Source organism: Cryobacterium sp. TMT3-29-2 (genome assembly GCF_004564305.1).
Taxonomy (GTDB): domain Bacteria; phylum Actinomycetota; class Actinomycetes; order Actinomycetales; family Microbacteriaceae; genus Cryobacterium; species Cryobacterium sinapicolor.
Genome location: NZ_SOGK01000052.1, coordinates 1 through 22,492 on the forward strand (window position 1 = coordinate 1; position 22,492 = coordinate 22,492).

At 68.8% G+C, this 22,492-nt stretch carries 19 protein-coding genes and 2 tRNA genes; 12 read left to right on the top strand and 9 right to left on the bottom strand.

Annotated features, from left to right (window positions below):
* Positions 1-297 precede the first annotated feature (297 nt).
* From E3O67_RS06585 to E3O67_RS06595, 3 genes are read left to right on the top strand one after another with little or no spacing between them, the layout of a single operon-like run.
* Positions 298-1,806, top strand: coding sequence for a sensor domain-containing protein (locus E3O67_RS06585; RefSeq protein ID WP_194092285.1), 1,509 nt, complete (start codon positions 298-300; stop codon positions 1,804-1,806).
* Between the two features lie 4 nt (positions 1,807-1,810).
* Entirely contained in the window at positions 1,811-2,497 is a 687-nt protein-coding gene (locus E3O67_RS06590; RefSeq protein WP_134430612.1) for a response regulator transcription factor, read from the top strand.
* Between the two features lie 58 nt (positions 2,498-2,555).
* Positions 2,556-3,527 (top strand): L-lactate dehydrogenase, encoded by a 972-nt coding sequence (locus E3O67_RS06595; RefSeq protein ID WP_134430609.1) that lies wholly within the window; start codon positions 2,556-2,558, stop codon positions 3,525-3,527.
* A 45-nt stretch (positions 3,528-3,572) separates the two neighbouring features.
* Here the strand turns inward: E3O67_RS06595 and E3O67_RS06600 are convergent.
* Positions 3,573-3,646 (bottom strand) — tRNA-Gly (locus E3O67_RS06600).
* 168 nt (positions 3,647-3,814) lie between these two features.
* Here E3O67_RS06600 and E3O67_RS06605 point away from each other — a divergent pair.
* From E3O67_RS06605 to E3O67_RS06630, 6 genes are all read left to right on the top strand, one after another.
* Positions 3,815-3,891 (top strand) — tRNA-Pro (locus E3O67_RS06605).
* A gap of 40 nt (positions 3,892-3,931) precedes the next feature.
* Positions 3,932-5,398 (top strand): trigger factor, encoded by a 1,467-nt coding sequence (tig, locus tag E3O67_RS06610; RefSeq protein ID WP_167726517.1) that lies wholly within the window; start codon positions 3,932-3,934, stop codon positions 5,396-5,398.
* A gap of 306 nt (positions 5,399-5,704) precedes the next feature.
* Positions 5,705-6,304, top strand: coding sequence for an ATP-dependent Clp protease proteolytic subunit (locus E3O67_RS06615; RefSeq protein WP_134430606.1), 600 nt, complete (start codon positions 5,705-5,707; stop codon positions 6,302-6,304).
* 15 nt (positions 6,305-6,319) lie between these two features.
* Entirely contained in the window at positions 6,320-6,991 is a 672-nt protein-coding gene (locus tag E3O67_RS06620; protein ID WP_134430603.1) for an ATP-dependent Clp protease proteolytic subunit, read from the top strand.
* 186 nt (positions 6,992-7,177) lie between these two features.
* On the top strand, positions 7,178-8,458 hold the full coding sequence (clpX, locus tag E3O67_RS06625) for an ATP-dependent Clp protease ATP-binding subunit ClpX (protein WP_134430600.1): 1,281 nt from the start codon (positions 7,178-7,180) through the stop codon (positions 8,456-8,458).
* 83 nt (positions 8,459-8,541) lie between these two features.
* On the top strand, positions 8,542-8,889 hold the full coding sequence (locus tag E3O67_RS06630; RefSeq protein ID WP_370260282.1) for a benzoate/H(+) symporter BenE family transporter: 348 nt from the start codon (positions 8,542-8,544) through the stop codon (positions 8,887-8,889).
* A 204-nt stretch (positions 8,890-9,093) separates the two neighbouring features.
* Here E3O67_RS06630 and E3O67_RS06635 read toward each other — a convergent pair whose 3' ends face one another.
* Positions 9,094-11,127 carry a M3 family metallopeptidase gene (locus E3O67_RS06635; RefSeq protein ID WP_135102288.1) on the bottom strand — a complete coding sequence of 678 codons (2,034 nt, stop codon included), beginning with the start codon at positions 11,125-11,127 and terminating at the stop codon, positions 9,094-9,096.
* A gap of 66 nt (positions 11,128-11,193) precedes the next feature.
* Between E3O67_RS06635 and E3O67_RS06640 the strand changes: the two genes are divergently transcribed.
* On the top strand, positions 11,194-12,045 hold the full coding sequence (locus tag E3O67_RS06640) for a class I SAM-dependent methyltransferase (RefSeq protein WP_134430595.1): 852 nt from the start codon (positions 11,194-11,196) through the stop codon (positions 12,043-12,045).
* Here E3O67_RS06640 and E3O67_RS06645 read toward each other — a convergent pair.
* The 3 genes from E3O67_RS06645 to valS are packed head-to-tail and all read right to left on the bottom strand — an operon-like array spanning position 12,042 to position 15,347.
* Positions 12,042-12,308 carry a hypothetical protein gene (locus E3O67_RS06645; protein ID WP_134430592.1) on the bottom strand — a complete coding sequence of 89 codons (267 nt, stop codon included), beginning with the start codon at positions 12,306-12,308 and terminating at the stop codon, positions 12,042-12,044. The two genes, E3O67_RS06640 and E3O67_RS06645, sit on opposite strands and share 4 nt — an antisense overlap.
* Positions 12,309-12,755 carry a GNAT family N-acetyltransferase gene (locus tag E3O67_RS06650; protein ID WP_134430590.1) on the bottom strand — a complete coding sequence of 149 codons (447 nt, stop codon included), beginning with the start codon at positions 12,753-12,755 and terminating at the stop codon, positions 12,309-12,311. It abuts the gene before it with no gap.
* A gap of 9 nt (positions 12,756-12,764) precedes the next feature.
* A complete protein-coding gene (gene valS / locus E3O67_RS06655) occupies positions 12,765-15,347 on the bottom strand; it encodes a valine--tRNA ligase (RefSeq protein WP_135102289.1) in 2,583 nt (860 codons plus the stop codon).
* 196 nt (positions 15,348-15,543) lie between these two features.
* Between valS and E3O67_RS06660 the strand changes: the two genes are divergently transcribed.
* Positions 15,544-16,182, top strand: a complete 639-nt coding sequence (locus E3O67_RS06660; protein ID WP_134430584.1) for a cation transporter — start codon at positions 15,544-15,546, stop codon at positions 16,180-16,182.
* A gap of 151 nt (positions 16,183-16,333) precedes the next feature.
* Here E3O67_RS06660 and E3O67_RS06665 read toward each other — a convergent pair whose 3' ends face one another.
* From E3O67_RS06665 to E3O67_RS06680, 4 genes are read right to left on the bottom strand one after another with little or no spacing between them, the layout of a single operon-like run.
* Complete coding sequence (locus E3O67_RS06665; protein WP_135102290.1) at positions 16,334-18,205, bottom strand: ABC transporter ATP-binding protein; 1,872 nt, start codon at positions 18,203-18,205, stop codon at positions 16,334-16,336.
* Positions 18,202-19,071 carry an ABC transporter permease gene (locus E3O67_RS06670; RefSeq protein ID WP_134399160.1) on the bottom strand — a complete coding sequence of 290 codons (870 nt, stop codon included), beginning with the start codon at positions 19,069-19,071 and terminating at the stop codon, positions 18,202-18,204. The genes E3O67_RS06665 and E3O67_RS06670 overlap by 4 nt, the downstream gene beginning before the upstream one ends.
* A complete protein-coding gene (locus E3O67_RS06675) occupies positions 19,068-20,030 on the bottom strand; it encodes an ABC transporter permease (RefSeq protein ID WP_255575634.1) in 963 nt (320 codons plus the stop codon). Before E3O67_RS06675 ends, E3O67_RS06670 begins: the two co-directional genes overlap by 4 nt.
* A complete protein-coding gene (locus tag E3O67_RS06680) occupies positions 20,018-21,673 on the bottom strand; it encodes an ABC transporter substrate-binding protein (RefSeq protein WP_134430578.1) in 1,656 nt (551 codons plus the stop codon). The genes E3O67_RS06675 and E3O67_RS06680 overlap by 13 nt, the downstream gene beginning before the upstream one ends.
* Before the next feature lie 101 nt (positions 21,674-21,774).
* Here E3O67_RS06680 and E3O67_RS06685 point away from each other — a divergent pair, with 101 nt between their 5' ends.
* The gene (locus E3O67_RS06685) at positions 21,775-22,491 is read left to right on the top strand and encodes a TetR/AcrR family transcriptional regulator (RefSeq protein WP_134430574.1); all 717 of its coding nucleotides are present in this window, start codon (positions 21,775-21,777) and stop codon (positions 22,489-22,491) included.
* Position 22,492 lies beyond the last annotated feature (1 nt).

Genomic DNA, 22,492 nt, shown 5'->3' on the forward strand with positions numbered 1-22,492 from the left:
CGCGGCAGCCCGAAACTCCGGGCTGAAGTGCTTGTGTTTCTCGTGTTCCATTTGTCTATCCAATCCTGAATTCAGGAGGACTGTCCGGAAACACTGGGTCACCCCAGGCTGGCAAACGCGGCGTGTCGCAGAATTCTCCGGTTTTACGTCGCGACGGATGCCGGGGGCCCGGACCGTGCGCCGTTGCGCGCCGCCAGCCCCGGGGGTTTACCCCCGCTGAAATGCGGTTGCCAGCGGGATGTGTCCCGCCTGACCCGGCGATCAGGCTGAGGACCGACAGACTTACTGGAGGACACCATGCCCACAACGACCGGAGCCATCATCACCGCACAGACGGGAACCGACCCGACGGCCGCCACACCCACGGCCGCCACACCCACGGCCGCCACACCCACGGCCGCCGCGCCCACCGGCTCGGACGGCGATGGAACCCGCACCACCTACGGCGCGCTCTGGCGCCGCGTGCCGCAGGAGCTGCTCTTCCTGCTACTCACCCTGCCGGTGGTCGTGATCGCGCTCACCGTGCTGAGCACCGTCTTCTTCACCGGAGTGGGTCTGCTCGCCGTCGTCGTCGGGATCGTGGTCGTGGTGGCATCCCTCTACCTCGCCCGCGGCATCGGACTGGTCGAACTCGTCCGTCTGCGCTGGGCCGGTCAGCCCGCCACCACCCCGCCGCGATGGGAGACGCCGGGCGAGCCGGCGACCACCCTCCGGGCCCTGCTCGGCCCGCTCGTCAACGGGCACTACTGGCTCTACCTGCTGCACGGCATGGTGGTGAACGTCGTGCTCGGCCTCGTCAGCTGGACCGTCACCGTCGTCTGGCTCTCGGTGGGCCTCGGCGGCGTCAGCTACTGGTTCTGGGGCCGCTTCCTGACCGACACCGACGGGGTCTGGCTGCACGAGGTGATCCTCGGCTGGGTGCTGCCGGGCACCACCCTTCCGATCGACCCTCTCCTGGCCGAGAGCCTCTTCCAGCTCGCGCTGGGCCTCCTCTTCCTGCTGACCCTGCCGTACATCACGCACGCGTTCACCCTGCTGCACCAGTTCGCGGCGCGCGGCATGCTGGGCGCCTGGCGGTCCGAGGCGTTGCAGCGCGAGGTCGCCGACCTCAGCGCGTCACGCGGGGCGGCCGTCGCCGCGGAGGACCAGTCCCTACGGCGACTGGAGCGGGACATCCACGATGGCCCGCAGCAGCGCCTGGTGCGCCTGCAGATGGACCTCGCCAGCGCCGAGCGCAAGCTGACGACCGACCCGGATGCTGCGCGCGCCCTGATCGTGGAGGCCCGGGAACAGGCGCACGACACCCTCGAGGAGCTGCGGGCGCTGTCCCGCGGGCTGGTGCCGCCCATCCTGCAGGACCGCGGCCTCCTCGCCGGCCTCGAGTCCCTGGCCGCGCGCAGCACGGTTCCGGTGCGCCTCGAGTTGCAGGTCGACCCCGCGCTGCGGCTGTCGAGTGAGATCGAGCGCAGCGCGTATTTCGTGGCCGCGGAGCTGCTCACCAACGCCGCCAAGCACGCGCGGGCCACGGGCATCCGTCTGCACCTGGCCCTGCGTCCAGTGGCCGACGAGGGCAGCACCGGCAGCACCGGAACGGCCGGCACCACCTGGCTCGACCTCTGGGTGATCGACGACGGCGTCGGCGGGGCCCGGCTGATCGACGCGCACGGCCTGCAGGGGCTCGACGAACGCCTGCGCGGGCTGCGCGGCGTGCTCTCGGTGCGGAGCCCCGATGGCGGACCGACGGCCATCGGGGCGCACATCCCGCTGCCCGCGGCCGTGCCGGTCCGTGCCGTCGCCGTATCCTGAACGGATGACCGACCTCGCCTCAGCCTCTCCCGCGGCTTCGCCCACCCCACCGCTGCGGCTCGTGCTGGCCGAGGACTCGGTGCTGCTGCGGGAGGGACTGATCCGGCTGTTCGATGAGGCGGGATTCGAGACCGTCGCCTCCTACGGCGACGCGGATTCCCTCCTCGCCGAGGTCGACGCCCGGCGGCCCGACGTTGCCGTGCTCGACGTGCGGATGCCGCCGACCTTCCGCGACGAGGGCGTGCGGGCCGCGTTGGAACTGCGCCGCCGGCTGCCGAAGGTGGGCATCCTGCTGCTCAGTCAGTATGTGGAGGGCACCTACGCGCATGAGCTGCTGGCCGCCGGCAACGGGGGACTGGGCTACCTGCTCAAGGACCGGGTGGCGTCGCTCGACGAACTGCGCGACGCCGTCACCCGCATCAGCGCGGGTGGTACCGTGCTCGACCCGCAGGTGGTGCGTGAGCTGCTGGCCCGCCGCACCGACCCCCTCGCGGCTCTCACGCCGCGCGAGCGCGACGTGCTCGGGCTGATGGCGGAGGGGCGCACCAACGCCAGCATCTCGGCGATGCTCGTGATCGGCGTCGGCGCGGTCGAGAAGAACGTGACGTCGATATTCCAGAAGCTGGGCCTCGACGATTCGGGTTCCGACCACCGCCGGGTGCTGGCCGTACTCACCTTTTTGCGACACTGACCGTCGTGCAGGCATCCGGATGCCCGGAACTGGACCGGGCAGGGCGCAGAATTGGCTCATGAGCGAGATCGCGAATTCCAAGCTGGCCATCATCGGAGCCGGGGCCGTCGGGTCGTCCCTGGCCTACGCCGCGCTGATCCGGCAGTCCGCGCGGGAAGTCGTGCTCTACGACATCAATGGGCCCAAGGTGGAGGCCGAGGTTCTCGACCTGGCCCACGGCACCCAGTTCACGGGGGCCTCCTGCGTGGCCGGCGGCAGCGACCTCGACGCCATCGCCGGAGCGAACATGGTCGTGATCACGGCCGGGGCGAGGCAGCACCCCGGTCAGTCACGGCTGGAGATGGCGGGCGTCAACGTCGGCATCCTGCGGGAACTGATGCCCAGACTGGTCGAGCGGGCCCCGGACGCCGTCTACATGCTCGTCACCAACCCCTGCGATGTGCTGGCCTACGCCGCCCGTGAGTTCAGCGGGCTCCCGGCCGCGCGCGTCTTCGGTTCGGGCACGGTGCTCGACTCCTCCCGGCTGCGCTGGATGCTCGCGCACCGGGTCGGCGTCGCGATCGCCAATGTTCACGCCGTGATCGTCGGCGAGCATGGCGACTCGGAGTTCCCGCTCTGGTCCCAGGCCCGGATCGGCCCGATCTCCCTGGCCGAGTGGGTGCAGGACGATATCTCGCCCCAAGGCCTGGAACCCTTCTCGGAGGCCGAATTCGACGCGATCACCGAGAGCGTGAAGAGCGCGGCGTACACGGTCATTGCCGGCAAGGGCGCCACGAACTATGCGATCGGGCTCTCCGGCGCCCGGATCGTCGAGGCGGTGCTGCGCGACGAGGGCGCGGTTCTCCCGGTCAGCTCGGTGCTCACGGACTACCGCGGCGTCAGCAACGTGGCGCTGTCAGTCCCGAGCGTGATCAACGCCGAGGGAGTCTCGCGCGTGATCGAGGTGCCCTTCAACGAGAAGGAGCAGGAGCTGTTCGAGCACTCTGCGGCGACGCTGCGCACGACCCTGAACGGGCTGGGACTCGGCTGAGCCGTGGGAACTCGGCCTGCGCGGCGGCCCGTCGCGGGCCCGGCGTGGAGGGGATGACGGGAATCGAACCCGCGCCATCAGTTTGGAAAACTGAGGCTCTACCATTGAGCTACATCCCCTGGGCGCAGTCTCCTGCGCACTCACACAGCGTAGTACACCTTGACGGTCGCCGACTGCACGCCCCGGCCCGCGGCATCCGGGCCGTGCAGTAGACTTACCGAGGTCATTCCGCGAACTGCGTGAACTTTGCGCCCCAACGGATGCCACCACCGGGTTGAGATATTGTCCGGGGCGTAGCTCAGCTTGGTAGAGCGCTCGGTTTGGGGCCGAGAGGTCGCAGGTTCGAATCCTGTCGCCCCGACCAACACCCCCCTAAACATCGGTCGAACACAGGAGATTGCCACGTGAAGTCCACGGTAGAAAAACTGAGCCCCACTCGCGCGAAGGTCACCATCTCGGTGGCTCCCGAGGAGTTGAAGCCCAGCATCACCCACGCCTACGGCCACATCGCCGAGGACATCAACATTCCCGGCTTCCGCAAGGGCAAGGTCCCGCCGGCCATCATCGACCAGCGCGTCGGCAAGTCCGCCGTGCTGGAGCACGCGGTCAACGAGAGCCTCGACGGTTTCTACCGCTCGGCCGTGACCGAGCACAAGCTGCGCCCGTTGGGCCGTCCCGAGGCCGACATCGTCGCCTGGCCCAGCGACAAGGACTTCTCCGGAGATCTGGAGCTGGCCATCGAGGTCGACGTGCGTCCCGAGATCGACATGCCGAACTATTCCGGCCTGAAGCTCACCGTCGACGCCGTCGAGGTGTCCGACGAAGAGGTCGCCGAGGAGCTCGACAACCTGCGCAGCCGCTTCGGCACGCTCGTGACCGTCGACCGCCCCGCCACCACGGGAGACTTCGTGCAGATCGACCTGATCGCCGCCATCAGCGGCGTCGAGGTCGACAACGCCACCGGCATCTCCTATGAGGTCGGCTCCGGCGACCTCATCGACGGCATCGACGAGGCGCTCGACTCCCTCAGCGCCGGCGAGACCACCACCTTCAACTCCAACCTGATGGGTGGGGACCACGAGGGCGAGACCGCCGAGATCACCGTCACCGTCGGCGCCGTCAAGGAGCGCGAGCTTCCCACCGCCGACGACGACTTCGCGCAGATCGCCAGCGAATTCGACACCATCGCCGAGCTGACCGAGAGCCTCAAGGGCCAGGTCGAGCGCTCCAAGGTCTTCGGCCAGGGCACCCAGGCCCGCGAGAAGCTCGTCGAGCAGCTGCTCGAATCAGTCGAGGTCCCGATCCCGGCCGCGATCATCGAGGACGAGGTTCGCCGCCACCTCGAGGGCGAGAACCGCCTCGAAGACGCCGAGCACCGCGCCGAGGTCACCGAGGCCAGCGAGAAGACCTTCCGTCAGCAGATCCTGCTCGACACCATCGCCGAAGCGGAGAAGGTCCAGGTCAGCCAGGACGAGCTCACCCAGTACCTGATCCAGGGTGCAGCCCAGTACGGCATGGACCCGAGCGAATTCGTCCAGGCGTTGAGCGGCAACGGTCAGATCCCGTCGATGGTGGCCGAGGTCGCCCGCAACAAGGCCCTCGCCATCGCCCTGGGCAAGGCCGAGGTCGTCGACTCCAACGGCGACTCCGTCGACCTGTCCGAGTTCGTCGCGATCGCCGACGAGGCGTCCGACGTGGCGTCCGACGAAGACGACGACGAGATCGCGGAAGACGACTCCAACGCCGCCGAGGTCGAGGCCGAGGTCGACGCCGAGGTTGAGGCCATCAAGGCCGCCGAGGCCAAGGCCGAGAAGGCCGCCAAGGCCAAGGCCGCCGCGGCGAAGAAGAAGGCTGCCGCAGCCAAGAAGTAGCACCACCGCGTCGCTCACGCGAGCCGACGGGCCGGATGTCACAGACATCCGGCCCGTTTCGCATGTGTGCCCTCCCCTCCACGGCCCTGAACGAAGTCGACGGAGATTTTCCGGTTGTGGGCCGTTGTGCTCGGTTTTCGGGCCTGGAGGGCAAAATCTCCGTCGAAGTCGCTCGGAGCGACGGATGCGCGGGGCGCACCAGGGCGGCGCCGGGTGGCGTGTTATCTGCCGAGGGCGAACACAGCCGTTCCGGAGCGTTGGCTCCTATAGATTCATTCTGAAGCGACAAGTGAAACGGAGCGCGACATGGCCGATATGACACCCACACCCGGCGTTTTTGACCGACTGCTGAAAGACCGCATCATCTGGCTGGGTTCAGAGGTCCGGGACGAGAACGCCAACGAGATTTGTGCCAAGATCCTGCTGCTGGCTGCAGAGGACTCGGAGAAGGACATTTTCCTGTACGTCAACTCGCCCGGCGGCTCGATCACGGCGGGCATGGCCATCTACGACACGATGAGGTTCGTACCGAACGACATCGTCACCGTCGGCATCGGACTCGCTGCCTCGATGGGGCAGTTCCTGTTGTCCTCCGGAACCAAGGGCAAGCGGTACATCACCCCCAACGCCCGCGTCCTGCTGCACCAGCCGTCCGGCGGATTCGGTGGCACTGCCGCCGACATCCAGACCCAGGCCAAGGTCATCCTGGACATGAAGAAGCGGATGGCCGAACTCACGGCCGAGCAGACCGGCAAGTCGGTCGAGCAGATCCTCATCGACAACGACCGCGACAACTGGTTCACCGCCGACGAGGCCGTGGCATATGGTTTCGTCGACCACCTGCGCGGCTCCGCGTCGGAGGTAATCGGCGGCGGCGGCACCGATGACTCAGTGAACAAGAAGTAGGACGGGCGAAACGACATGGAATTCACGAATTTTGGTCACCAGGCCGGGGGACGCGCCCCGCAGTCACCCGAGGCCCGTTACATCCTCCCCACCTTTGAAGAGCGCACGGCATACGGCTACAAGCGCCAGGACCCGTACGCGAAGCTCTTCGAGGACCGCATCATCTTCCTCGGCGTGCAGGTCGACGACGCGTCCGCTGACGATGTCATGGCCCAGCTCCTCGTGCTCGAGAGCCAGGATCCCGACCGCGACATCGTGATGTACATCAACTCCCCGGGTGGCTCCTTCACGGCGATGACGGCGATCTACGACACGATGCAGTACATTCGCCCGCACATCCAGACGGTCTGCCTCGGCCAGGCGGCTTCCGCCGCCGCCGTGCTGCTCGCCGGCGGCACACCGGGGAAGCGCCTCGCCCTTCCGAATGCGCGTATCCTCATCCACCAGCCTTCGGCGGGCGGACAGGGCGGGGGTCAGGCGTCTGACATCGAGATCCAGGCCGCAGAGATTCAGCGCATGCGCGAATGGCTGGAATTCACCATCGCCCACCACTCCAACCGCAGCGCGGAGCAGGTTCACAAGGACATCGACCGCGACAAGATCCTCGGTTCGCCCGAGGCCCTCGAGTACGGCCTGATCGACCAGATCCTGACCAGCCGCAAAAACGTGCCCACGCTCGTCAAGTAGTAGGGCGAAACCGTGAACGCGACGGATGTCCGGGCTCACCTGAGCCGGGCATCCGTCGCGTTTCACCGGTCGGAGGATTCCTGCGCAACGGGGGCGAACGTTATCCGACAGATGCGGTCAGCCTGCACCCGTGCTGCACAGGCACAGGCTAGGCTCGATGCAGTTGTCAATGGAGGAGGCTGACGGATGGCCCGAATAGGCGAAAGCGCCGACCTGTTGAAGTGTTCTTTCTGCGGAAAGAGCCAGAAGCAGGTGCAGCAGCTCATTGCGGGTCCCGGCGTGTACATCTGCGACGAGTGCGTCGAACTGTGCAACGAGATCATCGAAGAGCGTCTGGCCGAGGCCACCGCTGAAGACGGTGCCGGCGAATTCGAACTGCCCAAGCCGAAGGAGATCTTCGGCTTCCTCGAGGAGTACGTCATCGGGCAGGAAGCAGCCAAGCGCGCCCTCGCCGTCGCCGTCTACAACCACTACAAGCGGGTGCGCTCCCGCGCAACCCTCACCGCCGCCGACGCCATCCACGACGACGTGGAAATCGCGAAGTCCAACATCCTATTGATCGGCCCCACCGGCTGCGGGAAGACCTACCTCGCCCAGACACTCGCGAAACGCCTCAACGTTCCCTTCGCCGTGGCGGATGCGACGGCCCTCACCGAGGCCGGCTACGTCGGTGAAGACGTGGAGAACATTCTCCTCAAGCTGATCCAGGCCGCCGACTACGACGTCAAGCGCGCCGAGACCGGCATCATCTACATCGACGAGATCGACAAGATCGCTCGCAAGGCCGAGAACCCGTCGATCACCCGCGACGTGTCCGGCGAGGGTGTGCAGCAGGCCCTGCTGAAGATCCTCGAGGGCACCGTGGCCTCGGTCCCGCCGCAGGGCGGGCGCAAGCATCCGCACCAGGAATTCATCCAGATCGACACAACCAATGTGCTGTTCATCGTGGCCGGCGCGTTCGCGGGCCTCGACGACATCATCTCGACCCGGGCCGGCAAGAAGGGCATCGGGTTCGGCGCTCCGCTGCACAGCAAGGGCGACGACGTCAACCTGTTCAGCGAGGTGCTCCCCGAAGACCTGCACAAGTTCGGGCTGATCCCCGAATTCATCGGCCGGCTCCCCGTGGTCACCACCGTCACCCAGCTCGACCAGGTGGCCTTGATGCAGATCCTGACCGTGCCGAAGAACGCGCTCGTGCGCCAGTACCAGCGCATGTTCGAACTCGACGGCGTCGAGCTCGAATTCGAGCAGCCCGCCCTCGAGGCCATCGCCGACCTGGCCGTGCTGCGCAAAACGGGCGCCCGCGGCTTGAGAGCGATCATGGAAGAGGTGCTCGGACCGATCATGTTCGAGGTGCCGTCAAGCTCCGAGGTGGCGCGCGTCGTGGTCACCCGCGCTGCCGTGCTGGACAACGCCGAGCCCACCATCGAGCTGCACAAGCCCCGGCGCGTCGACAAGTCCGCCTAGGTAGAGCGCCAGCCTCACCCCGCTTCGGCACGCGACTGCCCTGAGCCCGGAGGGCTGCCGTGTAACAGCCCGTCTTCGCCGGCATCGTGGCGGCCATCACCGGATTTGCCAGTTCTTTCGTGCTCGTCATCGCCGGACTACAGGCCGTGGGCGCGACCGACGATCAGGCGGCATCCGGCCTGCTGGCGCTCTGCCTGCTGGTGGGCATCACCTGTGTGATGCTGCCGTGGTATTTCAAGATGCCGATCTCCTTCGCCTGGTCCACCCCCCCCGGGGCGGCGCTTCTCGTGGCCGCCGGGCAGACCATGGGCGACTTCGGCGCCGCCGCCGGCGCATTCCTGGTCTGCGGTGCTCTGATCGTGCTCTCTGGACTTTGGACTCTGGACTCTGGCCGGCGCTGGGGCGGGCCATCACCGTCGGCGGTGTGGTGATGCTCTGGCTCGGCGGGATGCCCTCCGGCCGGTCTCGCTCACAGCCCGTCGGGTGTCCCTGACGAAGTCGACGGAGATTTTGCCAAAATGGGAGCAAATCGGCCCGAAACCGGCCTCGAACCGTAAAATCTCCGTCGATGTGGTTCAGGGCAGGGGCGTTGGAGTGCCGCTCGGGACCGGGCGGCGCTGGGTCCGGCGGAGGCGCTAGTTCAGGCCGCGGCGGTCGAGCAGCGGCTGCATCGAGGCGTCGCGGCCACGGAAGTCGCGGTAGGCCGCGAGCGGCTCGGTGCTGCCGCCCACGCCGAGCAGCCGGGACCGGAACCGGTCGCCGTTGGCCCGGGTGAGCCCGCCGTTCTCCGCGAACCACTCGCCGGTGTCCGCGTCGAGCACCTCGCTCCAGATGTAGGAGTAGTAGCCGGCGTCGTAGCCGCCCGCGAAGGTGTGGGCGAAGTAAGTACTGGCATACCGGGTCGGCACGACGGGGTTGTCGAGGCCCGCGGCGGCGAGGGCGGATGCCTCGAACGCGGCGACATCCGTTACCACGTCGTCGGCGCCGATGCGGTGCCAGGCCTGGTCGAGCAGGGCCGCTGCGAGGTACTCGCTGGTGGAGAAGCCCTCGTTGAAGGTGGACGAGGCTTGGATTCGGTCGACGAGGTCCTGGGGCATGGGGTCACCGGTCGCGTGGTGCCGGGCGTAGTTCGCGAGGACCTCGGGCCACAGCATCCACATCTCGTTGACCTGGCTGGGGAACTCGACGAAGTCGCGGTACACATTGGTGCCGGCGAACTTCGGGAAGGTGACCCGCGCGAACAGGCCGTGCAGTGCGTGCCCGAATTCGTGAAACAGGGTGACGACCTCATCGAAGCTGAGCAGCGTGGGCTCACCCGCGGCCGGCCGGGGCACGTTCAGGTTGTTGCAGACGATCCTCGGGGTGCCGAGCAGCGTGGACTGGGAGCCGAGAGCGTTCATCCAGGCGCCGCCCCGCTTGGAGTCCCGGGTGTAGACGTCGATGATGTAGAGGCCCACGGGGGAGCCATCGGCCTCGGCGACCTCGAACACGCGCGCCCCCGGGTGCCAGGCGACGAGGTCCGTACGTTCGGTGAAAGTGACGCCGTAGAGCAGGTTGGCCGCGTAGAACACGCCGTCCTGCAGCACCCGTTCGAACTCAAAGTATGGGCGCATGGCCGCGGTGTCCACGTTGTAGCGGGCCCGCCGCACCTTCTCGGTGTAAAAGGCCCAGTCCCAGGCGGCGAGTTCGAAGCCCCCGCCCTCCGCATCGATCTGCGCCTGCAGGTCTGCCTGCTCGGCGCGCGCGTTCCGGGCCGCGGCCGGGGCGAGGCGCCCGAGCATATCGGCGACCGCCTGCGGGGTCTTCGCTGTTTGGTCCGCGGTCACGGCGGCCGCGTGACTGTCGAATCCGAGCAGCTGGGCGCGCTCGGCACGCAGCCGGGCGATCTCCAGCACCAGGTCACGGTTGTCGAACTGCCCGCCACGGATTCCGCGGGCCCGCGAGGCCGCCAGCAGCCGCTCCCGCACGCCCCGGTTGGTCAGCTGCGCCAGGTAGGGGTGCGAGGTCGGCAGCACCAGGGTGATCACGTACCGGCCGTCCAGGCCGCGCTCCGTGGCCGCCTCGGCCGTGGCGGAGGTTTGGCCGGGGGTGAGGCCGTCCAGCTCGCTCGCGTCGTCGAGCACCAGCGCGAGATCGTTGGTGTCGGCGAGCAGGTTCTTCTCGAACCGGGTGGTGACCGTGGAGAGTCTCTTGTTGTAGTCGCGCAGCCGGGCCTTGTCGTCGTCGGCGAGGCCGGCGCCTGCGAGGGTGAACTCGGTGAAGTACCGTTCGACCAGGTAGCGTGCCTCCGATTCCAGGTCCAGAAGGCCGCGCCGCTCGTGCAGGGCGGCGATCCGACGAAAAAGGGCCGGGTCCAGACGGATGGCGTCCGCATGCGCCGCGAGGAGCGGGGCCAGTTCCTCCTCGAGGGCGTTGGTGAAGTCGTCGGAGTCTGACGAACTCCGGTTGAAGAACACCTCGGCCACCCGGGTGAGCAGCTGCCCGCTGCGCTCGAGTGGGACCATGGTGTTGTCGAAGGTGGGGGCATCCGTGCTCGCGCAGATCGCCGCGATCTCGGCGAGTTGCTCGGCCATGCCGTCCAGGAACGCCGGCCGGTAGTGCTCCTCCGCAATCAGCGCGAACGGGGGCAGCTCGAACGGAAGTGTGCTGGTGCTGGCGAAGGGGTTCATTTCTTCACCCTGTCACAGCCATATTTGACCTGTCGGAGTGTTCCCGGCCGCGCCTAGGATCGGTTCATGATCGACGAGCCGGCACGCCCCGAGACCGCACCCCGGGAGCAGTACACTCATGGGCACCACGAGAGCGTGCTGCGCTCGCACACCTGGCGCACGGTGGCGAACTCCGCGGCCTACCTGATCCCGCACCTGGACGCCGGCCTGACCCTGCTGGACGTGGGCTGCGGCCCGGGCACGATCACGGTCGACCTGGCCCGTCGGTTGTATCCCGGGCGGGTCACCGGCATCGATGCGTCGGAGCAGGTCGTGCGGCGTGCGGCCGGACTGGCCTTCGACGAGGGTGTGCGGAACGTGGCGTTCCGGGTGGGGGACGCCTACGCGCTGGAGTTCGGCGACGCGAGCTTCGACGTCGTGCACGCGCATCAGGTGCTCCAGCACCTCGCCAACCCCGTGGCCGCCTTGCGGGAGTTCTTGCGCGTGCTGAAACCGGGCGGGATCCTCGCCGTCCGCGACGTCGATTCCGGGGGAGTGATGTACCACCCGAAGCTGCAGGGCCTGCACATGTGGGAGAGTGCCGTCCGCGACGTGCACTACTGGAACGGCGGCGACCCCGACGCCGGTCGCTCGCTCAAGGCCTGGGCGCACCAGGCGGGGTTCACGGACGTGACGAGTTCGGCATCCATCTGGTGCTTCGCCTCGGATGTCGAACGCGAGTGGTGGGGGCAGTCTTGGGCCGTGCGGGTCATCGAGTCCGACTTCGCGGCGCACGCCATCGAGGTGGGCACGGCCGACCTCGCCGACCTGCGGATGATGCAGGCCGCCTGGCTGCAGTGGGCCGGCGATCCCGATGGCTGGTTCGGCATGCCGCACGGCGAGATCGTCGCCCGGAGATCCCGGGCCGAGAGCGGCTAGATCCAGTCGTCCTCGTCGTCGAGCGCAATCGACGGCTGTGTGATCGTTGCGCTGTCCTCAGCCTTGTCGTACCGGATGACCGTGCCGTCGTCGAGTTCGAGAACGGGGCTGCCCTCGAGCCAGGTCAGCGTCCACCGCCAGGCATTAGACTCCTCCGCCAGCGCGGTGAGCTCCTCCTCGACCGCACGGATGGCGATCTCCACGACGTGGGGCAGTCCGGCCGGCGCCGGGTGACCCAGCGGCCAGCGGGTTCCCATCTTCATTTACAGCTCGATCTCGTAGGTGACCCAGTCCGTGCGGGTGGCCACATCGTCGTACAGGCGCTGCGCGGACTCGTTGTCGGCGGCGGTCAGCCACTGAACGGTGGTGAGACGGTGCTGCGCGGCGTACTCTTTGGCGAACTCGATCAGGGCCCGGCCGACGCCGGCACTGCGGGACTCCGGCGACACGAACAGGTCATCCAGGAATAGGCCGCGGGTGGCGGTCAGGGTGCTCGGAACCTCGCGGTAGTGGGCGAAGCCGACGAACTGGCCGTCGTCGTCGACCGCGACGGCGCCGGCCAGCGACTCATTCTTGTCGATGATCCAGCTCCAGACCTGGAGCGCTTTCTGATCAGTGAGTTCGCTTTTGTAGAACTCGCTGTAACCCTCGAAGAGTCCCAGCCACGAGAAGAAGTCCTTGTCGCCGAGCGCGCGTACCTTGATTGACATTCGGTTCTCCTAGTTCTCTGGCACCGTGGCGAGCACGATGTCAGTGACAGCCAATTCGCTGCCTTCAATAAAAACCAACTCCGAGATGCGACCAACGGCCCTCAGATCGGCCGCAGCCTGCCTGAGCAGGGCAATCTCTGCAGCGGTACCGCTAATTACAGCAGAAACTACGGCTGATTTCTGGGAGGCCTTGGCATCGGTCTTCGCGCGGCGGATGCCGGTGAGCGCTCGGCTGGACAGGTCCAGCAGGGCGACGTTGCCGCCATGCCCTCCGCCGAGCTCGCTCTGCACGGGCCAGGCGGCACGATGGATCGACTCCTCGTTGGACCACGACCAGGCCTCCTCGGTCGCGAACGGCACGAACGGGGCGAAGAGTCGCAGCAGGGTGGCCAGCGCGGTGCGCAGGCCGGCGACGGCCGAGGCTTGTCCGGCGCCCGCCTCGCCGTAGGCGCGCTCCTTGACTAGTTCGAGGTAGTCGTCGCAGAACGTCCAGAAGAAACTCTCGGTGAGTTCCAGCGCACGGGCGTGGTCGTAGCCCTCGAAGGCGGCGGTGGCCTGGCCGACGACGACGCTGAGCCGGGCGAGCATGCTCTGGTCGAGCGACTCGGTCACCGGCGCGTCGGCGGCGCCGTCGAAAGCCAGGATGAACTTCGACGCATTCAGGATCTTGATCGCCAGGCGACGGCCGATTTTGATCTGGGTCGGGTTCTTGGGGTCGAAGGCGGCGTCGGTGCCGAGGCGGGACGACGCGGCCCAGTAGCGCACGGCATCCGATCCGTGCTGCTCGAGCATGTCCGCCGGGGTGACCACATTGCCCTTGGACTTGGACATCTTCTTGCGGTCGGGGTCGACGATGAAGCCGGACAGGGCCGCGTGCTGCCACGGCGAGACGCCGTGCTCCAGCTCGGCGCGCAGCAGGGTGGAGAACAGCCAGGTGCGGATGATGTCCTGGCCCTGCGGGCGCAGCGAGTAGGGGTAGACGAGGTCGAACAGTTCGGGGTCCCGGTCCCAGCCGCCCGCCAGCTGCGGGGTCAGGGAGGAGGTCGCCCAGGTGTCCATCACGTCGACCTCGCCGACGAAGCCGTTCGCCTGGCCGCGCTGCTCGGCCGCGTAGCCGGGGGCGGTGTCGGAGGACGGGTCGACCGGGAGCAGGTCGCGGGTGGCGACGATGGGCTGGTCGAAGAGCGGGTTCGCGTCGGCATCCAGCGGGTACCAGATCGGCAGTGGAACGCCGAAGAAGCGTTGGCGGGAGACGAGCCAATCGCCGGTGAGGCCGTTGACCCAGTTCTCGTAGCGTACGCGCATGAACTCAGGGTGCCACTGCAGATCGGTGCCGTGTGTGATCAGGCGGGCGCGTAGTTTCTCGTCTCGTGCGCCGTTGCGGATGTACCACTGCCGGGTCGACACGATCTCGAGCGGTTTGTCGCCTTTCTCGAAGAACTTGACCGGGTGCACGATCGCTCGGGGCTCGCCGATCAGGTCGCCGCTGGTGCGGAGCAGGTCGACCACGGCCGCTTTGGCGGAGAAGACGGTCTTGCCGGCCAGCTGCGCGTACGCGGCCTGTCCCGCCGCGCTGGTGATGGCGCCTGGCACCTCGGCGATGATGCGGCCGTCGAAGCCCATGATTGCGCGGTTGGGCAGGTCGAGTTCACGCCACCAGATCACGTCGGTCACATCACCGAACGTGCAGATCATGGCGATTCCGCTGCCCTTGTCCTTCTGCGCGAGGTGGTGGGCCAGGATCGGCACCTCCACGTCGAAGAGGGGGGTGCGCACGGTCGTGCCGAACAGCGCCTTGTAGCGCTCATCGTCCGGATGCGCCACGAGGGCCACACAGGCCGGCAGCAGCTCCGGGCGGGTGGTCTCGATCTCGATGGAACCGCCGTCGGGCTGGGCGAAGGCGACCCGGTGGTAGGACGCCGGCATCTCCTTGTCTTCGAGCTCGGCCTGGGCGACCGCGGTGCGGAAGGTGACGTCCCAGAGGGTGGGGGCCATGGCCTGGTAGGCCTCGCCGCGCTCGACGTTGCCGATGAACGCGGACTGGGAGGTGACCAGGGAATCGTTGCCGATGGTGCGGTAGGTCTGGGTCCAGTCGACGCTGAGGCCCAGCATGCGCCAGACGGCCTCGAACTGCTTCTCGTCCTCGATGGTAAGGCGTTCGCACAGCTCGATGAAGTTGCGGCGGCTGATCGGCAGCTGGTCGGCGGCCTTGGTGCTCTTGCCGTCGCCGCCCTCGAACGGGGCGGTGAAGTCGTCGACGTAGGGCAGCGACGGGTCGCAGCGCACGCCGTAGTAGTTCTGCACGCGTCGCTCGGTGGGCAGGCCGTTGTCGTCCCAGCCCATCGGGTAGAAGACGCTCTTGCCGCGCATCCGCTCGAAGCGGGCGATGACATCCGTGTGCGTGTAGGAGAAGACGTGGCCGATGTGCAGCGAGCCGGAGGCGGTCGGCGGCGGGGTGTCGATGGAGAAGATGCGCTCCCGCGTGGCCGAGTCACGGTCGAAACGGTAGGTGCGGGCCTCTTCCCAGGAGTCGCCCCACTTGGTTTCGAGGCCCTCGAGGGCCGGTTTTTCCGGAACGCTGGCGGCGGTCATGTTTCTCCGATTCGATCTGTGCGGCACCGTGTCGGTGGTGAGGTACCTGAATATTGGGCCTCACCCAACTTACCGGATGCCCCGTCGTCCACCGACTCCGGCCGTCGCCGGGCCTGCAGCGCCCGTTCGGTGCCGGGCCTGCAGCGCCCGGCCGGGCCTCGCCGTGAGTGGCAGGATTGGAGCGGGAAGGGGTGCCATGGATGACCCGGGTACGCTGTCCGAGGCCCGTCGCACGGTGCTGCGCCGTACGGTGCGCTGGATCGTGGGTTTCACGATCGGCTACAACGTGCTCGAGGCCGTCGCCTCGGTCGTGGCGGGCGCCGCGGCATCCTCGACGGCCCTGATCGCTTTCGGCCTGGACTCCGTGATCGAGGTGCTCTCCGCCGCGGTCATCGCGTGGCAGTTCTCCCGTCGCGATCCGGACCGCTGGCAGAAACCGGCCCTCCGCGCCATCGCGATCGCGTTCTTCGCCCTCGCCGGGTACGTGATCCTGGCCGCCGGCCTGAGCTTCGCCGGCGTTGTCGAGGCCGCGCCCAGCCCGCTGGGGATTGTCATCGCCTGTCTGAGCCTGGTGATCATGCCCGCGGTGGCCGGCGTGGAGCGCCGGACCGGCGCCGAACTCGGCAGTGCCAGCGTGATCGCCGACGCCCGACAGCTGCTGCTCTGCGCGTGGCTGTCGGGGTCGATGCTGCTCGGGCTGGCAGCCAACGCGCTCCTCGGTTGGGCCTGGGCCGACTCGCTGGCCGCCCTGGCGATCGCCGGGTTCGCGATCAAGGAGGGCGTCGAGGCGTGGCGCGGCGAAGCCGAGCCGCCGATGGTGCCGCACGCCGACTAGGAGGGGGAGCCCCCGTCAGGGGGCGGTCGATTCAGGCGATGGCCCCACCAATTCGACGGAGATTTTGCTCTGGGAGCCGGTTTTCAGGCCCGAACGGGACGTTTTGGGCAGAATCTCCGTCGAATTCGTTCGGGACGGAGTCGCCCCAGGGTCAGAATCCGAGCCGGGGGACCGCCCCGAGCAGGGCCTGCGTGTACGGATGCTGCGGGGCGGCGAAGACCCGGGCCGCGGCACCGGTCTCGACGATGCGGCCATCCAGCATCACGGCGACCTGGTCGCTCACGTGCTGGATCACCCCGAGGTCGTGGGAGATGAACAGCAGGCTGAGGCCCAGTTCGCGCTGCAGATCGTCGAGCAGGTCGAGTACCTGGGCCTGCACGGTCACGTCGAGCGAGGACACGGGCTCGTCGCAGATCAGGATCTGCGGGTCGGAGGCCAGCGCTCGGGCGATGCTCACCCGCTGCCGCTGCCCGCCGGAGAGTGAGAGCGGTCGGCGGCCCAGCAGCCCCGGCGGCAGACCCACCGCGTCGAGCAGCTCCAGCACGCGCAGCCGGTCGGCAGCCGTTGCTGAGGCGGTAGTCGACGCGGCAGTCGGTGCAGAGCCTCCAGAGCCGGAGGTGTCGCCAGAGCCGGGTGCGCCGCCGCGCCGGCCGCGCCCGGCCGCGCCGCCGACCGCGTCCCGCAACACCTGCTCGACGCTCAGCCGGGGATCGAAGGAGCTGAGCGCATCCTGGTAGACCGCACCGAGCCGGGGTCGCAGGAGCCGGCGCTGCTTCTCCGCGGCGGCGCTGAACGGCTGCCCGAGCACCCGCACCTCGCCGGCGTCGGGCCGGGTCAGCGCCAGCACGAGGCGGGCCGTCGTGGTCTTGCCGGAGCCGGATTCGCCCACGATGCCGAGCGTCGTGCCGCGCTCGAGCCGAAACGATACCCCGTCGACCGCAAGCTGCTCGCTCCCGTCGGGCCGGGTGAAGCGCTTGACCAGTCCGGCGGCCTCCAGCACGATGTCGCGGTTAGCGGCGCGGTCGGCATGGTCGGCGAAGGCCGGCGGGGCAGGTGAAACGAAGGCAGGCGGGGCAGGTGAAACGAAGGCCGGCGGGGCAGGCGAGGCGAAGGCCGACGAAGTGGACGCAGGTGGCACCGGAGCAGCGGCCCGCGGGCTCAACCGCAGCCCGCGCGGCTTGTCGACCGGGATCGCGGCGAGCATCTGCCGGGTGACCGGATGCTCCGGCCGGGTCAGCACTTCCTGCGCCGGTCCCTGCTCGACGATGTGTCCCTCGCTCAGCACGGCGATCCGGTCGGCGATGCGGCCGACGACGGCCAGGTCGTGGCTGATCAGCAGGATGCCGGTGCCGGCGCGTTTCAGGCTCGCCAGCAGCGCGAGGATCTGCGCCTGCACGGTGACGTCGAGCGCCGTCGTGGGCTCGTCGGCGATCAGCAACGGCGGGTCCAGCGCGATCGCGGCCGCGATCAGGGCCCGTTGGCGTTGGCCGCCGGAGAGCTCACCGGAGCGTTTCCGCATTTGGTTGGCGGCGTCGGGCAGACCCACCTGGTGCAGCACCTCGAGCACCCGAGCGTGCCGAGCTGCGGCGCCGAGGCGGGTGTGCAGCCTCAGTGAGTCGGCGATCTCCCGGCCCACCGGGCGCAGCGGGTCCAGCGACACGAGGGCATCCTGCAGCACCAGACCGACGTCGCGGCCGCGCCGTCGGCGCCAGTGCTGCTCGGAGAGCCCGCGCACATCGGAGCCCGCGAGGCTCAGCTCGTCGGCGCGCACCCAGGCCGTGTCACCGGCCAGGCCGAGCAGGCTGCGCGCGGTGACGCTCTTGCCCGAGCCGGACCCGCCCACGATGGCCAGGCATTCGCCGGGGGCCACCTCGAACGAGACTCCGTTCAGCACCGGGTCGGCGTCACCCTGCGGCCCGAAGCCCACCACGAGGTTCCGCACCCGTACCGCCGTCGCGTCGGTCACGCCAGCGGCCTCGGGAGAGCCCAGGCCGCCCAGGCCCACGCCCAGCTCGCCGCTCATGCGTGCCTCATCCGTCGCTCGATGCCGCGGCCGAGCGCCGTAGCCGATACCGCCGTCAGCACGATGAAGAGCCCGGGAAAGAAGCTCATCCACCAGGCTGACCCGATGTAGGTGCGCCCGGCGGAAAGCATCGCGCCCCACTCCGCGGCGGGCGGCGCCGCGCCCAGGCCCAGGTAGCTCAGCGCCGACGCCCAGACGATGGCCTGGCCGATGCCGAGCGTGCCGAGCACGAACAGCGGAGCGAGGGTGTTGGGCAGGATGTGCCGCACCAGGAGTTGCCCCGGGCTGCGCCCGAGCACGGTCGCCGCCTCGACGAAGGCCGAGGACCGTACGGACAGCAGCTGGCCACGGATGATGCGGGCATAGCCGGGCGCGGTCGCCAGACCCACGGCGACGGTCGCCGTGGCAACGCCCGGCCCGAAGATCAGGATGAAGAGCAGGGCCAGCAGCAGCCCGGGAAACGCGAACAGCACCTCGAGGAACCGGTTCACGGTGAAGTCGACGACGGGGCCGAGCATGCCGGCCAGGGTGCCGAGCACGAGTCCCAGGCCGAGTCCGATCAGGGTGGCGAGGGTGCCGATCAGCAGGGAGCTGCCGGTGCCGTGGCTGACCCGCGTATAGATGTCCCGGCCGGATTCGTCGGTGCCGAACCAGTGTGCGGGTGAGGGGGTCTGGAACGCCGACAGCGGGTCGATCCCGAGCGGGTCGCCGGGGGCCACGAGCGTGGGGAACAGCGCCGCCGTGACCAGGAACAGGGCGAACAGGCCGGCCAGAACCTCGGCCACGCCGAACCGGCGGGACGCACGCGCAGTCCTGGGCGCTCGCGGCGCCCGGCCCAGCCCGGCCTGGATCTCGAGGTCGCTCATCGCGCCCGCAACCGAGGGTCGGCGATGCGCTGGGCCAGGTCGGTGAGCAGGGTCATCAGGATGTACCCGACGGCCACGATCAGCACCGCGCCGACCACGACCGGGACGTCGCGCACGGTCACCGCGGTCAGCAGCGTGCGCCCCAGGCCCGGCCGGGCGAAAATGGTCTCGACCACCACGGCCCCGCTGATCAGGGAGCCGAAGGCCCAGCCGGAGAGGCTGATCGCCGGCAGCGACGCGTGCCGGATGACGTGCACCCAGCGCACCCCGCGTTCGCCCTCGCCGCGGGCGCGGGCGGAGAGCACGAATGGGGACTCCAGCGCCGTGAGCAGCGACTCCCGCATGATCTGGCCGAGGAAACCGGCGAGAGGCACGGCGAGGGTCAGCACCGGCAGCACCAGCCCGGACACCCCGGAGGTGCTGATCGGCGGCAGCCAGCCCAGCCAGACGCTGAACAGCACGATCAGCACCGTCGCCAGCCAGAAGTGGGGGAGCGCGGCGGCCACGATCTCCAGCCCGGACCCCAGGTACCAGGCGAACCGCCCGCCGCGGGTGGACCAGGTGGCCAGCCCGAGGGCGAGCAGCCAGGCCACGGCGAGGGCGAGCACGGCCAGCAACAGGGTGCCGCCGAGCTGGCCGAGCAGGAGCGGCGCGACGTCCTGGTTCAGGGAGTACGAGCGGCCCAGGTCCCCGGTGGCCAGGCGTGCCAGCTGCGCCAGGTACTGCACGAACACGGGCTGGTCGAGCCCGTATTCCGCCCGGACCGCGGCGAGCGCCTCCGGAGAGGTCTGCGAGCCGGGGCCACCCAGGATGGCCTCGGCCGGGTCGCCGGGGATCAGGCGGATAGCGAAGAAGGTCAGCGTGGCCACCATCCAGAGTACGAAGACAGCGCCGCCCAGGCGGCCCAGGACGACCCGGGCCGTCCGGACGACCGGCGCGGCGCGGCCTACTTCAGCCACGCATCGTAGAACGTGGGCGTCGACACGGTCGGCAGCGCCCGCGCGCCCACCACGTCGGTGCCGAGCAGGTAGTGGTTCTGCTGGTCGAAGAGCGGCAGGATGTAGAAGCCCTCGAGCACCATGTTCTGCGCGTCGGCGTAGAGGGCGGCGCGTTCCTCGGCATCCGTCACCTGGCCGGCCTGGGTGAGCAGGGCGTCGATGGCCGGGTCATTCACCTGGGCGTGATTGGCGAAGTATCCGCTGGGTGCAGGGATGATGCCGTCGGAGTGGAACAGGATGCGCAGAACGTCGGGTCCGACCTTCGTGTACGGGGCGCTGACGGCGTCGTAGTCGTTCTCGCCTAGCGCGGTGTACCAGCTGGAGAGGTCCATCGGGCTGAGCACGACCTCGAAGCCGGTCTCTTTCGCGGTGGCCTGGATCTGCTCGAACAGGGACTGCTCCGCCGGGATGGACTGGTTCGTGCTCACCGGGAAGTCGACCGTGAGGCGCTCGCCGTCCTTAACCAGGTAGCCGTCCGAGTCTCGCTCGGTCCAGCCGGCGGAATCGAGCAGGTCCGAGGCGGCCGCGGGGTCGTAGTCGAACAGGTCGGGGCCTGACACGGCGAGCGGTTCGGCGCTGGAGAGGGCGGAGTACGAGCGTTCGGCCGTGCCGTGGAACAGGCTCGTGACGGCGTCGTCGACGTTCGCCGAGCGGATGAACGCCTCCCGCACGAGCGGGTCGTCGAACGGTGCGCGGCCGGAGTTCAGCTCGATCCGGTTCGAGGCGCCCGGGCGCGGGGCGTCGAGGTGCACAATGGTGTCGCTCTTCTCGGCCTGCACGATGGTGTCGGGCTGAATGTTGTCGATCACGTCGGCGTCGCCGGACTGCAGGGCCGCGTAGCGGGAAGCTGAGTCGGGGATGAAGCGCCAGACGATGGAGTCGAGGTAGGCCGGCCCTGTGTGCCCGGCATCCTCGGGCGGGGAGCTGTAGTTCTTGTTCCGCACCAGGGTGATCGATTCCTGCTGCACCCACTTCTCGACCTGGAACGGACCGGTCCCGACCGGAGCGGCGCAGTTCTCGTCCTGGCTGCGGGCCAACGCGGTGGGAGATTCGATCGCCAACCACGGCTGGGAGAGTGATTCGAGCAGGGCGCTGTCGGGTTCGCTCAGCACGAGGCGCACGACGTTGGTGGAGACCGCCTCGGTGCCGGTGACCTTAGCTAGGGCCAGGTAGCCGGTCGACGAGCCCGTCTCGGGGTCCTGGATGTGCGCGATGTTCGCCTGCACGGCGGCGGCGTCGAGCGGGGTGCCGTCGGTAAAGCTCACGTCGGCGGCGAGCGTGAAGTCCCAGGCCAGCCCGTCGGCGCTCTCGGTCCACGAATCGGCCAGCCAGGGGATGATCGTGCCGTCCTCGTCCCGGGAGACGAGCGACTCGAGGTACTGCGTGCTGACCAGGGCCTGCGGGTAGTTGCCGCCCACGTGCGGGTCCAGGCAGGTGGGCTCGGCGTCGCCGGACGCGTAGGTCAGCGTGCCACCGGAGACGGGCTCGGTGGCTTCAGGGGACTCGGCAGTGGCGCAGCCGGCGAGCAGGATGCCGGTGGCGACGAGGCCGACCAGCCCGGTCAGGGTGCGCGATGCGCGCTGGGTATGCCCCGAAGTGTGCATGGTGGGTCTCTTTCCGCGGCGCCCGATGGGCCGAGTGTGCAATTGTTGGACTCGGTCCACAAACGAGATGGACCTGTCCCATCGTAGAACACAGGAGCGGCATGCCTGATCCCGAACCGAAGCGGGCCGGCCGGCCCCGCGGATCCTCGCGGGCGATGCTCGAGGAGGCGTCCGCCGAGCTTTTCCTCGAGCAGACGTATGCGGGCACCACGATCTTTCAGATCACCTGCCGCGCGGGCGTCAGCCGGGCCACCTTCTTCAACTACTTCACGGCCAAGAGTGACCTGCTCTGGGTCGACGTCGACGCGGGCCTGGCGACGTTGCCGGCCGCCCTCGACCAGTGCGCCGCCGCAGCCGGGCCGGCGGAGGCCGTGGATGCCGTGGAGCGGGCGCTGCTGCAGGTCTCTGCCGCGTTCGGGCCGGGGCAGGTGCCCTGGGCGCTCACCCAGTACGAGCTGATGGGCACGACCGGCGAGCTGGAGGCATCCGCCCTGTCCCGGTTCATGGCCCAGGTGACCCTGGTCACCCGCTTCGTCGGAGCGCGAGGCGGCTCGACCGACCAGCTCTCCAGCCGGGCCTTCGCGATGGCCGTGCTCGGGGCCGCGGCCGCCGCCGCCGGGGTCTGGGCGCGTGCCGGGGTCACCCGCGGAGCGCTGGAACCCTACGTGGGCGCGGCCATCGCGCCCGTCTGCATGGGGTACCGCTCCCTGCACGCCCGGGGCCGGACGCAGGGTAGAATCGAACAGCATGACTGTGATCCGGCCATCACCGGTGAGTCTTCGGAAGAACGGCAACCGCTTCGCGGCGGTTCCCAGTAGA